Genomic DNA, 14463 nt, shown 5'->3' on the forward strand with positions numbered 1-14463 from the left:
GGAGGAAACCTTGGACAAGAATATGAAGATTCTCATCGTTGATGACTTTTCGACAATGAGACGTATCATCAAGAACTTGTTGCGAGACTTGGGCTTTAATAATACCCAAGAAGCAGACGACGGCTCAACCGCGCTGCCCATGCTGCAAAAGGGCGACTTTGATTTTGTCGTCACAGATTGGAACATGCCTGGTATGCAAGGGATTGACTTGCTGAAGGCCATCCGTGCTGATGATTCTCTAAAGCATTTACCCGTATTAATGGTTACCGCAGAAGCAAAACGTGAACAAATCATCGCTGCCGCACAAGCTGGCGTGAATGGTTATGTGGTTAAACCTTTTACCGCAGCAACACTTAAAGAGAAGTTAGATAAAATATTCGAACGACTCGCTTAAGCAAGGATGAGCTATGAAGTCACAAACATCAGGGCTCATTACGCTTGAGAAGGCTCAGCGTTTAGTTGAACTATTAAGCGCGAATGATCAAACTCAAGCAGATGATTTATTTAGGGAACTCGCGGCTCCACTCCAAAGGGAGCTCTTTGATGAAGTTGGTAAACTAACCAGACAGCTTCACAGCGCATTGATGGATTTCCAAGTCGATAATCGTCTGGTTGAACTAGCTAATACAGAAATCCCCGACGCTAAGGAAAGGTTAAGTTATGTCATTGACATGACTGAGCAGGCAGCGAATAAAACCATGGATGCGGTGGAGGAGTGCTTGCCATTAGCCAATGCATTAACTGCGAATATCCAGCAGGTGATGCCATCTTGGGACAAATTAATGCGTCGTGAAATCGCCTTGAGCGATTTTAAAGCGCTTTGCCACAATGTGCAGCATTTGATGTCACGTAGCGAATTGGATTCCAATCGCTTACGCGAATTGCTCAACCAGATTTTGATGGCGCAGGATTTTCAGGACCTGACTGGACAAATGATCCGTCGGGTGATCGATCTAGTGATGGAAGTTGAAAGTAATCTGGTGTCTATGCTGACAGTATTTGGTGAGCAACCCGTGATTGAGAGTCAGATTACTCAGAAAAATAATATTGAAGCTGAAGGACCGATAATGAATGCCGAGCTTCGTCAAGACGTCGTTACTGGTCAAGATGAAGTCGATGATCTGCTATCGAGTCTGGGTTTCTAACTGGGAGTCAATTTGATGGCCTTTGATGTAGATGAAGAGATACTCCAGGACTTTTTGATTGAAGCGGGCGAAATCCTTGAGTTGCTGCAAGAGCAGCTGGTCGCGCTTGAAAACAATCCTGATGATACTAACTTGCTAAATGCCATTTTCAGGGGGTTTCATACTGTAAAGGGCGGTGCGGGTTTCCTTAGTCTCACTCCCATGGTGGATGTTTGTCACGAAGCAGAAAACACCTTCGATTTATTACGCACAGGCAAGCGTAGTGTATCCGCCGAGTTAATGGACATCATTCTTCAGGCTGTCGATGCGATTAACACTATGTTTGCTCAAACCCAACAAGGCGAGCAACAAGACCCAGCAGATCCTGCATTATTGGCTAAATTGAAAATGCTCAGCTCCGGTGAACCGCTTCCTTCCGAATCCGGTCAAAGTAGTGCCGAAGTCGAACCATTGCCAGAACCCGAACCCGAACCTGTTATAGAAACAGTGGTTGAAGTCGCCGCCGTTGAAATGCCAGTCGATAAATCAGAGCTTTCAGATTCCAGTATCGATGAAATCGATGAAGCAGAGTTTGAAGCCTTACTCGATGCGTTGCACGGCGCCGGAAAAGGTCCTGGCGTCTCTGCGCCTCAAGCTGATGCTGCACCTGCTGTGCAAAATGTCAGTAAGCCTCAAGCGACATCCGCAAGCGCTAGCGATGATATTACCGATGATGAGTTTGAAGCTCTGCTCGATGAGCTGCACGGTTCTGGCAAGTTTAAAGGTAAAGTGGAAGAAGCTGCTAAGCCAAAAGCAGAAACTGTTGTTGCTGCACCAACGCCTACCGCTCCCGCTGTTGATTCGGACGAAATCACCGAAGATGAGTTCGAGCGTCTCCTCGATGAGTTACACGGTAAAGGCGGTGCTCCTGCAAAAGTGACAGCGAAAGCCGAGCCAGTGAAAGCACCTCCAAGTGCCGCTGCGCCTTCAACGCCTACCGCTCCCAAGGCCAGTGTTGCTGCACCAGCAACACCTCCAGCGGTAAAAGCCAAAACTGATGTTGCGGTTGCTGAAAAAGCCCCTGCTAAAGCGGCCGCTGCAGCGTCTGCCAACGTACCTCAGGGCGAGACGACCGTTCGCGTCGATACCGCCAGACTCGACCAAATCATGAACATGGTCGGCGAGTTAGTGTTAGTGCGTAACCGCTTATTGAGTTTAGGCATTAGTCGTGATGACGAGGAAATGTCTAAGGCGCTGGCGAATTTAGATTTAGTGACAGCGGATTTGCAGGGCGCGGTGATGAAAACCCGCATGCAACCCATCAAGAAAGTCTTTGGTCGCTTCCCTCGGGTTGTACGCGACTTAGCCCGTACCCTGAATAAAGAAATCGATTTAGTCCTCGTGGGCGAAGAGACCGATCTAGATAAAAACTTAGTTGAGGCGCTTGCTGACCCGTTAGTGCACTTAGTGCGTAACTCGGTAGATCATGGCATTGAAATGCCTAATGACCGTGAGGCCAGCGGCAAACCAAGAACGGGTACCATCACACTGTCTGCAAGCCAAGAGGGTGATCATATCCTGCTGAAAATCGAAGACGATGGCGCAGGTATGGATCCTGAAAAGTTAAAGCAAATTGCCATCAAGCGTGGGGTACTCGATGAGGATACCGCGGCGCGGATGACTGACAGTGAAGCTTATAACCTGATTTTTGCGCCTGGCTTCTCGACTAAAGTGGAGATTTCAGATATTTCCGGCCGTGGTGTGGGAATGGACGTGGTGAAAACCCGTATTACCCAACTTAACGGAACCGTGCATATCGACTCGATGAAAGGCAAGGGCACCATACTTGAGATTAAAGTGCCGCTGACCTTGGCGATTATGCCTACCTTAATGGTGGACGTTGCCAAGCAAGTGTTTGCGTTGCCTTTATCCAGCGTGAATGAGATTTTCCATCTCGATCTCACCAAGACCAATATTGTCGATGGACAACTGACTGTGATTGTCCGCAACAAGGCCGTACCGCTTTTCTATCTGGAGCAGTGGTTACATCGCAATCGAACCAGCTTTAAACATGGTGATAAGAAACACGGCCATGTGGTGATTGTACAGTTGGGCATGATGCAAATTGGTTTTGTTGTCGATGCTTTAATTGGACAAGAAGAAGTGGTGATTAAACCCTTGGGAGCATTGTTGCATGGCACGCCGGGTATGGCGGGGGCGACAATCACATCCGACGGTGGCATCGCCTTAATCTTGGATGTCCCTGGATTATTAAAGCATTATGCGAAGAATAAAAGTTAGTTTCCAATAAGGAATGGAATGGCCATTAAAGTATTAGTCGTTGATGACTCAAGTTTTTTTAGACGACGTGTTAGTGAAATAGTCAATCAAGATCCTGAACTGGAAGTGATCGCGACGGCCTCTAACGGGGCCGAAGCGGTGAAGATGGCTGCCGAGCTTAATCCTCAAGTCATTACAATGGATATTGAAATGCCAGTTATGGACGGAATTACTGCCGTTCGTGAGATCATGGCGAAATGTCCAACACCGATTTTGATGTTTTCTTCATTGACCCATGATGGCGCTAAAGCCACGTTAGATGCCCTCGATGCGGGGGCGCTCGATTTCTTACCTAAGCGCTTTGAAGATATTGCGACCAATAAAGATGACGCAATTCTATTATTGCAGCAAAGAGTAAAAGCTCTAGGTCGCCGCCGGATTTTCCGCCCTGTGGTGCGTCCAACGACACCTACGCCGCCACCTCGCCAGAGCGCGAGTTCAGTATTAGGTGGTACATCGACCCATGCGCAATCTGCGCCAGCGCCTGTGCGTTCTTCACCTGCGACCTCGATTCGTCCAAGTGGTAAGCAATATAAATTATTGCTGATTGGCACATCGACGGGCGGTCCTGTCGCCTTGCAGAAGATTCTGACTCAGTTCCCAGCAAATTATCCGCATCCTATTTTGCTTATCCAGCATATGCCTGCGGCCTTTACGCCCGCCTTTGCGAACCGTTTAAACGGTTTGTGTAAGATTGAAGTGAAAGAAGCGGCTAACGGTGACGTATTGCGTCCCGGTTGCGCTTACCTTGCACCAGGTGGGATGCAAATGATGGTTGAGCGCGCTGGTGTTACTGGCCGTGTCAAAGTTTTGGCTGGCAGCGCGGAGATGAACTACAAACCCTGCGTCGACATTACCTTTGCCTCAGCATCTAAAGCCTATGGCGGTGATGTGCTGGCGGTCGTGCTAACGGGAATGGGAGCCGATGGCCGCGAAGGCGCACGTATGTTGAAATCGGCGGGCGCGACCATTTGGGCACAGGATGAGGCGAGCTGCGTGGTCTATGGTATGCCGCAGGCGGTGGCCAGTGCGGGTATCGCTACTCAGTCCATTTCTCTGGATAACATGGCGGAGTCGATTTTAAAAGAGTCTGCGCGTGGCTAAGTCGAAAACACAGATAAGCACAAATATTTTGCTTATCATAGTGTTAATGGCAATCGCCATATTGTGCTTAGCCGCATTAAGTCTGGACTATCATCGAAAAATCATTGCATTACGCGATGATGTAAAGCGATTGGAGTCTACACAGATTTTGCTCATGGTGCCGGATGAACAGGCGCAGGCGATTGCATCTTGGCTCGCTTCCCATCCGGATCAAACTAAAGCGATGCTAAAGTTGGCTTCACCGGGAGAGCAAAAGGCGGTGACCCTAGGTCCAGAGGCGTTCTCGGCATCCGATGCAAAAATTCCGTCGACGCTTGAGAAGCCGATTGAAGATAAACCGTCGCAGAAGCAAACTGCTGTCGATCCCGTACCTGAGTCATTGCGTACAGAAGCCTCATCGGTTTCATCCACACAAGCGCAATCTCAGTCGAGTAATGTCCCTGTGGTGATTTCGGAAAACGCCGATGGGGTGAAAGTCATTAGTTTGCCTAACGGCGGCATAAGAGTGACCACAAGGGAAGGCGAGTAGTGCTTGTCGTTGCTCAAACGGGCGTGATGAATAGCCGAGAATCAATATTAAAGAGGTCAGTTCTTTGAAAGTCTGGACCATTGCGAATCAAAAAGGTGGGGTTGGAAAAACCACTTCAGTAGCCAGTTTGGCGGGTGCGCTCGCTAAACGGGGTAAGCGTGTACTGATGATTGACACCGATCCCCACGCATCGCTTGGTTATTACCTTGGCATTGACTCCGAAGAGGTTCCCGGTTCGCTATTTGACGTGTTTGTGGCGCATAAGAGTTTGACGACTGATTTAGTGAAATCCCACATAGTACCCACCTTAGTCGATGGCTTAGATTTACTGCCTGCTACGATGGCGTTAGCCACGTTAGACCGAGCGCTAGGACATCAAGAGGGTATGGGGTTGGTGCTGCGTAATTTATTGGCTCTGGTTGCCGATGATTACGATGTGGCGATTGTGGACTGTCCTCCCGTGTTAGGGGTGTTGATGGTAAACGCGCTGGCGGCCAGTCAACACATAGTGATCCCTGTGCAAACCGAATTTCTAGCCATCAAAGGGCTCGAACGTATGGTAAAAACCATGGAAATCATGGGGCGGTCAAAGAAAACCCGTTATAGCTATACCGTCGTACCCACTATGTACGATAAACGTACTAAGGCATCACCTGCAGCCTTGCAGGTGCTGAGTGAACAATATGGCGACAGCCTTTGGCGAGATGTTATCCCCGTAGATACTAAGTTTAGAGACGCCAGTTTGGCACATTTACCCGCTTCCCATTATGCAAGCGGCAGTCGTGGCGTGAAAGCTTACGAGCGATTATTAGATTTTCTTTTAGCTGGGGAGTTTGGCCATGTCAAAATCGGTTGATGAAACTGTTTTTGATTTTTTTGAATTATTGCTGCATGAAGAAGACTGCAAAGCTGTGGCTTCCCCGAATGCGCCTCAACATGAGGTTGCGACGCCGCTGGCTGGCAAAAAAAATGAAGCGCAATTACTCGATGACGCTATTTTAGCCGAGCACAGCCAGGCTAAAGTGCATGCGAGCGTGACTATTGCCGCCGAAGTGCAGCCACAGAAGGCAAAGTCTGCCAGCAATATGCCTCATCTTGATGAGCCTGCTCCGTTAGTTAATAAGCAGGCTTTGGAGAAACTCCTCGCGCCGGTATTAAAAACGGTGGTGATTGAGGAGAAGCCCGCGGAAGTGTTGAGCGAAGCTGTGCCTGATACTGATAAGGTAGCGGAGGAGATCCAAGAGAGTATCTCTTCAGCACTCGCAAGCGATGCTAGCCTAACACTTGAGCAGCCATCCACTGTCGTGGATGACGAGATAAGCATTGAGACAACTCCCGAGACTCAGGTGGGGTTTGCCCCTCCAAGTATCACAAAAGACCTGCAAGAAGTACTCGATGATGAGTTTCAAGTACTATTCTTTAAGGTAGCAGGGTTAACCTTAGCCGTGCCTTTAGTGAGTCTTGGTGGGATCGTTAAGGTTGAGCGGATTAATCATATTATCGGTCGCCCATCTTGGTTTTTAGGGGTGCAAACCCACAGGGAAGAGCAGTTAAATCTGGTTGATACCTGTGCATGGGTGATGCCAGAAAAATACACGGATAAACTGGCGCAATCGGTAAATTATCAATATCTTGTACTATTAGAAGGCAGTAATTGGGGATTAGCTTGTGAGTCCCTCGTTAATGCAGTAAAAATTAATAAATCGCAAGTAAACTGGCGCAGCAAAGCGGGGAAACGTCCTTGGTTAGCTGGTGTAGTGAAAGAACAAATGTGTGGCATTTTGCACGTACAAGCCTTAGTTGAAATGCTTGATGCGGGTTTAGGCTGTCAGGACTCCATTGGTTGAGGTAAACATGAAAGATACAAGAAATGTCGCGGCCGTGGCTGCAAGTAAAGATGATGCAGTATTGCAATGGGTTACCTTTAAGTTAGACAACGAAACTTACGGTATCAATGTGATGCAGGTGCAAGAGGTGTTGCGTTACACCGAGATTGCCCCTGTGCCTGGCGCACCCCATTACGTATTAGGGATCATTAACCTGCGCGGCAATGTGGTGACCGTTATTGATACTCGCTCACGTTTTGGCCTGCAATCGGCGGAAGTGGATGATTCGACTCGTATCGTGATTATCGAAGCTGAAAAACAAGTTATCGGTATTTTGGTGGATAGTGTGGCCGAAGTGGTTTATTTGCGCCGTTCTGAAATTGATAATGCGCCGAATGTCGGTACAGAAGAAAGCGCCAAGTTTATCCAAGGCGTGAGCAATCGCGATAACGAGCTACTGATCCTTGTCGACTTAGACAAGTTATTATCCGATGAAGAATGGGCTGAGTTAAATCAGCTCTAAGCTTCCATGATGAGACGACAGATGAGTTAATCTGTCGTCCTTGCTTTCCACGATACAAACGGTTCATTTCGCCATTGTTTAATCTTTCCGATTGCCGTTTGGTGAGCCTGTTGTATTGTTGATTTCAGTTTATTGTGATGCGTAAGGATGATTAATGGGCGATGAATTTTTAATCGCAGCCTTAGTTTATGTGATTGCGTGTTTAGGGTTAGTCCTTTATCTCCAAAAACAATTGAGTAAGTTGCGCAGTAAAGTTGAAGCGTTAACCGTACTGGTCAAAGAAGGCGATCGCCAACGTGAGTCCTTTAAACGGGAGTTACAGGAGCTTCGCAGTGGCACTATCGGCATGGGACGACGTGTTATCGAGCTTGAGAAGCGCTTACATCAACAATCCGAGCGTATCGAAGAGTCGACGCAGCAGGATCCTCAAGCCAAACTCTATACCCGAGCGATGAAAATGGTCGCATTAGGGGCGGGCGTGGACGAACTGATTAAAGAGTGTGAGTTACCTAAAGCTGAGGCTGAGCTGTTAATTCGCCTTCATCGAAAATAGGCTGATAAAGTTGCATCGTTCATATTTTTAGGCTTTCTCTACAATTTTCTTGTGCATGTTATTCCACTGCTCAGGAAATTTGCCATCCAACATGTACACAAACGCAATCAGTTCTGCGATCAGCAGATAAAGCTCTTTCGGTATTTCCTCGCCTAATTCGAGTAATCTTAAAAAATTGCTCAGGTGAGGATCTTGATGAATGAAAACGCCTGACGCTTTGGCAAGTGCAATAATCTCATCCGCAACTAATCCTTCCCCTGATGCCACGACTTTAGGAGCATGTTTTCCATCGTAACTTAAGGCGACGGCTTGCTGGGTTTTGGGTTCTTCATTCATCATTCGTTCTCGATTTTAGGCACGTGTTTTCACTAAAAAATGGTCACCCGGGAGCAGTGTCGCAGGAACTTGGGCGATTTGGGTGGAAAGCTCCCCCGGCGTAAAACCTAACTGGGATAATTTTTGACCCAATGGGGCTAAAAAATTATCGACGCGATTGAGCAGTTGCTGACTATTGCCTTTAAATTGAATATCTAACACTTGCTGATGGAAGCGTGCCGAAATCAGCAGCGGCCCCTGTGCAAGATTAAACTTCAATTGCAGATGCCAACCTTTGTGCTTTTGCTGTTCGTCGTCATTGGCATCTCGTTCAAATTTACCTTCGAGCTGTTCATGCCGTTGATTTATCCCATAGGGTAGGGCAAAAAACCATACTAGATTGCCGTTGTTTTCGCCGCTTGCCTGCTGATAGAGGTGTAAGCTTGAGGCCAGTTGTCCCATGCTTTCCAGCCCTCCGGCTTTACTCAATTGTCCAAGCTGATTGGTCGATAATCCCGTTTTCGCCTGTAATTGCTCTAAATAATCCTCCAGTTTCTGGCTAACGGTAGTGTTGGCGTTATTAGCCCTAAACCCCAATAGTAATTGAAATAATGAGGTGATCGCGCTGGCGTTCATAAACACCGCAGCTTGATTAAGTTGTGGCGTTGCAAGATTTAAGGCTGAAAGCCCAAACATAGCGTCTTTTAACTCCCCGGGATCGCTTAACTGACCTAATGTTGGTGGGCCCAAATGTGGTAAATGCTTTAATAGCTCGGCCGCAAGATTGGCTCCCCCACGCGTTAGCATTTGCTCTAACGGTAGCGCGCCAGCCTTAGTAAAGGCCTTTTGTAGCACTTCATTGACGCTGAGTGTTGTCTCGCTGGTTTTATTGCTCTTTTCAGCTAACAGTGCCTCTACCGCCTGAGGTTTAAGATTTAAGGGCAGTTCATTCTCGGTCAAGGTTGATGTAGTCAAAGTGGCCGCAGCCGATTCCAACTTTATTGGATTTATCGATATCGGTGTTGGTGACGTGTTACGGATACTCTCAGAATTATTTGGCTGGGGATTGAAGGCAGTATTTTTTGCCTCAGCAAGTTTTACCTCAAAAGATGCTGATTTTTGCTGAGTTTGAGCCGTACCTTGGGATTGAGTTTCTGGATTTAACTTTTGATTTACAACAGTCAGCTTAGGTTCAGTATTGGCTTGTAGACTAATGGCAGAAGTTGAAACAGGCGTAGTTGTCTTGTTGGCTGTAATATCGCTGACGACAGCTTGTGGGGCCGCAGGAGCCACTTTGGGCTCTGAAGTGGCTTGTCCCGAAACCGCAGGTTTAGTTGTGCCTAACGTGTCGGTTTGTGGCGTGAGAGTCTCTAATTTGCGTAAAAATGTCGCAATTATCTGAGCAGGCTCAGTTTTAGCTACCACCACATTGGCGGCTTGTTTATCAATTATGGGAAGTTGAGTTTCATTTATTGGTGCGCCAATTTGGATTTCGAGTTTGCTCAGTATGGGGGTCAGGACTAAAATAGGCCTTCCTTGAGCAAGACTAATCTTGGCTTGATATTCTCCAGTGCTGAGTCGAGTGCCTGGATCCTGTAGTACCACAGTTCCGTTCGCAAATTGAAATTCTTTTGTTGTAACAGTGACATTGGGCAGCGGATATCCCTGTGGCCGTGCCGCTAGGGTATAGAGTTTATCCAAGGAAATACCATTTTGCTGCGCAAGTTGAGCAATGGCATCGGGTAATTTGAGTGTCAGTACCGCCCCTAAGGTGACAAGTTGTGCATTGGATAGGGTGGCAGTTTGGCTGGACTCTGTGGGGATTGGATTCACTAAAAAGCTACTTGCCACAATCAAGGCTTGTCTTTGCTGTGCATTAACAAGCTTTAAATTATATTCTGTACCGTTTAGAATAATACTATCGCCTTCGGGAGAAACCTGTACCTCAGCAGGAATTGGCCGCGGGGTTGCGCTGGTGGCATCGTTTGATGTCCCTGAAGTGATTAATTGCGCATTGGCGGTGTTAATAAGTGGAATCGACTCCATGTGAGGCCCTTGTTGGTGTATCTAACGGCACGCTATTTTGAAAAATTAACAATTGACCAAAATGTTTTGCCAAGTATGCTTATGCGCTTTGTAAAAACAACGACAGTTTCTCTGTCATACTAGAGTATGCCACTCAGGTGAATAATCTTTTATCGTCACTTGTCCTTGGTCACTTTAGCAAAACTCGATATCTAAGCAGTACATTTATTTAAGAGAGCAATATGAAGTTGAAATGGCTAGGGGTACTTTTAGGATTTGCATTACTGCCTAAGGTGTATGGGGCAGAGGCGACTGTACCTGAGACTACTCCAAAGGATACGGCTTCAGCGGTTAAGATTACTTACGATGATCCGCGTGATCCCTTTGAGGGATTTAACCGTGCAATGTGGGATTTCAACTATCTGTATTTAGACCGGTATATTTATCGCCCCGTCGCACATGGATACAACGATTATCTACCATTGCCTGCGAAAACAGGGATAAACAACTTCGTGCAGAATTTGGAAGAACCGAGCAGCCTAGTTAACAACGCCTTACAGGGAAAATGGGGCTGGGCGGCTAATGCGGGCGGCCGTTTTACGGTTAACACCACAATCGGTTTGCTCGGGGTATTTGATGTGGCCGATATGATGGGGATGCCACGTAAGCAAGATGAATTTAACGAAGTGTTAGGCTACTACGGCGTGCCAAATGGACCATATTTTATGGCCCCCTTTGCCGGCCCCTATGTGGTGCGAGAACTCGCATCAGATTGGGTTGATGGTCTATACTTTCCACTATCTGAGCTAACAGTGTGGCAATCCATTGTTAAATGGGGACTTAAGAGTCTTCATGCGAGAGCGTCAGCGATTGACCAAGAAAGGCTTGTTGATAATGCGCTCGACCCTTATACCTTTGTGAAAGATGCGTATTTACAACACATGGACTATAAAGTCTATGATGGCAATGTTCCTCAAAAACAAGAAGATGATGAGTTGCTCGATCAGTACATGCAGGAACTTGAGTAAGCTTATGCGCTGTACTTGGCTGTAAATCGTTTTTGCAGCCAAGCCCTTGCCGTATTGAATGATTCTTCCGATGTCATGATTGAGTTATTGCTATCGCAATGAATGTTATTCGGGAATCTTTATGGCGTTAAGTGATGTATCCATTCTATGGGTCGAAGATGACCCTGTCTTTAGGCAGATCGTCGCCACATTTTTAAGTGGCCGCGGTGCCGAAGTCGTGCAAGCCTGTGATGGCGAGCAGGGACTGTCTATTTTTAAGCAACAGCGCTTCGATATTGTACTTGCCGATCTCAGCATGCCTAAACTCGGTGGTCTCGATATGCTCAAGGAAATGAGTAAATTAGAACCATTGGTGCCTTCTATTGTGGTCTCCGGCAATAACGTGATGGCGGATGTGGTTGAAGCCCTGCGCGTTGGTGCTTGCGATTATCTCGTTAAACCCGTTCCCGATTTATTTATTATTGAGCAAGCGATCAAACAGGGATTGCAAAGACACCAATCCGATGATGTGACTCAAGCCGAGTTTGATGCTTTGTCTAATCAAGAGCTCAAGGATAATTTGGTTCTGTTAGAACAAAGTGTTGAGGCGGCAAAGCAAGTTCAGCAACAACTATTCCCTGCTTCTAACATTAGCTATCCCACGGCCAAAGTAGATTACAGTCTGTTTAAGAGTAGTGATATCAGCAGCTACTTTATCGATTCTACCATGGTGGGTAGCGATCATTTGATCATGTATATGGCTCACCTATACCCGGAAGATAATCGAGCAGCTTTCGCGTGTGTGTTGCTACGCAGCTTCGTTAATCAAAAGCTTAAGAATTACCGTAGTGGTCAGAGTAAAACCATAATCGAGCCATTTAATATGTTGAGTTATTTGAATGAGCGATTAGTTAAATCAGGTCTCGATATCACGGTCGATATTATTTATGTTGCTATCGAATTAACGCGTTATCGCGCTGCGATTGCCCAAGCTGGTAAGGGGCTGAGATGCTATTTGCGTAATGATGAAGGCTTGAGCCCATTAGCGCTTTCAGAGAGTTTACAGTTGGGCATGTTAGATTGGGGTAAGCCGAGCATTCAGTTTCGGACCATACTGCCGCAGGAGCAACTCTGTATTGCGACCAGCGAGCCTGAGCATAAGCAGCAGCTATTAGAAAACCAGTTCAAAGGCCTTGTTTATGATCCGCAGTTGCCCGCGGGGGGCTTTATGCAATTGAGCCTATAAAGGTCGTCAATTCACTACGCCACTACAGTGACTTTGTGCGTATCTATGATAACGAATGTGACTGTTTATGATGATTTAAAATCGACTGTTAATCTAAAATGTAATCAGGAATTGGCTCGAGGCTTAACTTAATCATTTAGCTACAAATAAAAAACGCTGCCATGGCAGCGTTTTTTATTGACTCAATTTAAAGCAAATTAACGTTTAATTGCTTCGTGTTCACCGGTTACGGCAATTTCATCTTCTAATGCTTCGGCTTCGTTGTGATGCTTGCTTTCTGCGCCATGCATCCAGTCGACTAACTTGTCAGCCATAAAGTATAAGATCACGCCAGAAAGAGCTGCGGTAATCGCAATACCCGAGAAAATCGCCATTGCATTGGCGAGCTGTTCTTCTTTTTCGCCGCCGTGGCCGATAAACGAACCCACAACACCACCAATTTTGTTTGCTGCTGCAACGAACAGGAACCAAGCTCCCATCATTAACGAGGCGATACGTAGTGGGGCTAACTTAGTCACCATCGACAAACCAATAGGTGATAAGCAAAGTTCACCCATGGTATGGAAGAAATAAGCACCGACTAACCACCACATGCTCGATTTTGCGGAGGCATCGCCGCCCATTTCGACAACGGCGCCGATCATGAATAAGAAGCCAACGGCTAACAGCACTAAGCCTAAAGCAAACTTAACTGGCGAGTTAGGTTCATTCTTACCTAAACGTACCCAAATCGAGGCAACAACAGGGGCAAAAATTACGATAAACATCGCGTTTAAGGATTGGAACCAAGTGGTAGGAACTTCCCAAGTGCCTATCATACGGTCGGTAAAATCGTTAGTGAACAGGTTCATTAGGCCGCCAGCCTGCTCGAAACCCGCCCAGAAGATGATGGTAAATAAACCCATCACCATGATGACTTTAATGCGGTCACGCTCAACTTTGGTGAGAGGCTCTTTGCGAACTTCACCTTTTTCTGCCGCTTTTTGCTTTTCAAGCTTAGCCGCTGGGGTTCTACCGATATCACCAAGTAATTTTTGGGCAAATAGAAGCTGGATGATTAATGACAGGATCATACCAATACCGGCACAGATAAAGCCGGCTTGGAAGTTACCATCATAAGCGGCAACCACAGAACCTACGATAATACCCGATAGGAAAGCACCGACGTTGATGCCCATATAGAAAATGGTGAACGCACCGTCGCGGCGGTGATCGCCTTCTTCGTACAGATCGCCCACCATGGTAGAGATATTAGGCTTGAATAGACCGTTACCTAAAATTAAGGTGCCTAAACCGACATAGAATACTTCGGTTTCCATACCTGGAACCCAAGCGTGCGGTGTACCTAGAATAAATTGACCTGCGGCCATTAAGGTACCGCCAATCATAATGGCGCGGCGTTGGCCTAAGAAGGTATCTGCTAACCAACCACCGAGTAGCGGCGTTAAGTAAACAAGACCCGTGAATGTTCCATAGAGTGAAATGGCATCAGCTTGGGTCCAACCTAAACCGTGTCCCCCTTCGCTCTGAACTTTATCAACTAAATACAGCACCAAAATGGCGCGCATTGCGTAATAACTAAAACGTTCCCAAAGTTCTGTTGTAAATAGTAGGAATAGGCCCTTGGGATGACCAAGCATCGTCCCTTGTGGTTTTGCTACGCTCATGAAGTTTCCACCTTAAGCTCGTGATTGCCTGTGGCGCCCCTGAAACAGGATGATGTCACCACAGAAAAATGGTTATCGCTCTTCTCATTTATCCGCTATGAATTCATTGGATGACTCAAGCCGAAGGACTAGAGTAACTTGTTGAATTACCGCGGCTTACGTATGAGTTATTGTTACGTTTTTATAATAAAAGTTATATTTTGC

14 protein-coding genes are annotated in these 14463 nt (G+C 46.8%); 11 read left to right on the forward strand and 3 right to left on the reverse strand.

Translation table 11 applies throughout. The features are described 5' to 3' along the window. Positions 1-10 precede the first annotated feature (10 nt). The 9 genes from cheY to K0H60_RS07070 all read left to right on the forward strand — a co-directional run bounded on the left by cheY (position 11) and on the right by K0H60_RS07070 (position 7999). The gene (gene cheY, locus K0H60_RS07030) at positions 11-394 is read left to right on the forward strand and encodes a chemotaxis response regulator CheY (RefSeq protein WP_007649667.1); all 384 of its coding nucleotides are present in this window, start codon (positions 11-13) and stop codon (positions 392-394) included. A 13-nt stretch (positions 395-407) separates the two neighbouring features. Then, positions 408-1145, forward strand: a complete 738-nt coding sequence (locus K0H60_RS07035; RefSeq protein ID WP_220055060.1) for a protein phosphatase CheZ — start codon at positions 408-410, stop codon at positions 1143-1145. Positions 1146-1160: 15 nt separating this feature from the next. Then, positions 1161-3425, forward strand: coding sequence for a chemotaxis protein CheA (locus K0H60_RS07040; protein WP_220057689.1), 2265 nt, complete (start codon positions 1161-1163; stop codon positions 3423-3425). An 18-nt stretch (positions 3426-3443) separates the two neighbouring features. After that, on the forward strand, positions 3444-4568 hold the full coding sequence (locus tag K0H60_RS07045) for a protein-glutamate methylesterase/protein-glutamine glutaminase (RefSeq protein WP_220057690.1): 1125 nt from the start codon (positions 3444-3446) through the stop codon (positions 4566-4568). Between the two features lie 13 nt (positions 4569-4581). Next, on the forward strand, positions 4582-5097 hold the full coding sequence (locus K0H60_RS07050; RefSeq protein ID WP_220058129.1) for a membrane anchored protein in chemotaxis locus: 516 nt from the start codon (positions 4582-4584) through the stop codon (positions 5095-5097). Between the two features lie 64 nt (positions 5098-5161). Continuing rightward, positions 5162-5953: a ParA family protein gene (locus K0H60_RS07055; RefSeq protein ID WP_220057691.1), complete on the forward strand. Its 792-nt coding sequence runs from the start codon at positions 5162-5164 to the stop codon at positions 5951-5953. Further along, positions 5937-6944 (forward strand): chemotaxis protein CheW, encoded by a 1008-nt coding sequence (locus K0H60_RS07060; RefSeq protein ID WP_220057692.1) that lies wholly within the window; start codon positions 5937-5939, stop codon positions 6942-6944. The genes K0H60_RS07055 and K0H60_RS07060 overlap by 17 nt, the downstream gene beginning before the upstream one ends. Positions 6945-6951: 7 nt before the next feature. Beyond that, positions 6952-7446 carry a chemotaxis protein CheW gene (locus K0H60_RS07065; protein ID WP_011073088.1) on the forward strand — a complete coding sequence of 165 codons (495 nt, stop codon included), beginning with the start codon at positions 6952-6954 and terminating at the stop codon, positions 7444-7446. 154 nt (positions 7447-7600) lie between these two features. After that, positions 7601-7999, forward strand: coding sequence for a DUF2802 domain-containing protein (locus tag K0H60_RS07070; protein ID WP_011622093.1), 399 nt, complete (start codon positions 7601-7603; stop codon positions 7997-7999). Between the two features lie 27 nt (positions 8000-8026). Here K0H60_RS07070 and K0H60_RS07075 read toward each other — a convergent pair whose 3' ends face one another. Further along, positions 8027-8338, reverse strand: coding sequence for an EscU/YscU/HrcU family type III secretion system export apparatus switch protein (locus K0H60_RS07075; RefSeq protein WP_374908216.1), 312 nt, complete (start codon positions 8336-8338; stop codon positions 8027-8029). Positions 8339-8350: 12 nt separating this feature from the next. After that, positions 8351-10360, reverse strand: a complete 2010-nt coding sequence (locus K0H60_RS07080; RefSeq protein WP_220057693.1) for a flagellar hook-length control protein FliK — start codon at positions 10358-10360, stop codon at positions 8351-8353. Between the two features lie 221 nt (positions 10361-10581). Here K0H60_RS07080 and K0H60_RS07085 point away from each other — a divergent pair, with 221 nt between their 5' ends. Both K0H60_RS07085 and K0H60_RS07090 read left to right on the forward strand, forming a co-directional pair. After that, positions 10582-11367: an MlaA family lipoprotein gene (locus K0H60_RS07085; RefSeq protein WP_086903716.1), complete on the forward strand. Its 786-nt coding sequence runs from the start codon at positions 10582-10584 to the stop codon at positions 11365-11367. 121 nt (positions 11368-11488) lie between these two features. Beyond that, entirely contained in the window at positions 11489-12592 is a 1104-nt protein-coding gene (locus tag K0H60_RS07090; protein WP_220055067.1) for a response regulator, read from the forward strand. A gap of 197 nt (positions 12593-12789) precedes the next feature. Here K0H60_RS07090 and K0H60_RS07095 read toward each other — a convergent pair whose 3' ends face one another. Then, the gene (locus K0H60_RS07095; RefSeq protein ID WP_220055068.1) at positions 12790-14259 is read right to left on the reverse strand and encodes a peptide MFS transporter; all 1470 of its coding nucleotides are present in this window, start codon (positions 14257-14259) and stop codon (positions 12790-12792) included. Between the last annotated feature and the right edge of the window lie 204 nt (positions 14260-14463).

Source organism: Shewanella mangrovisoli (assembly GCF_019457635.1).
GTDB lineage: Bacteria > Pseudomonadota > Gammaproteobacteria > Enterobacterales > Shewanellaceae > Shewanella > Shewanella mangrovisoli.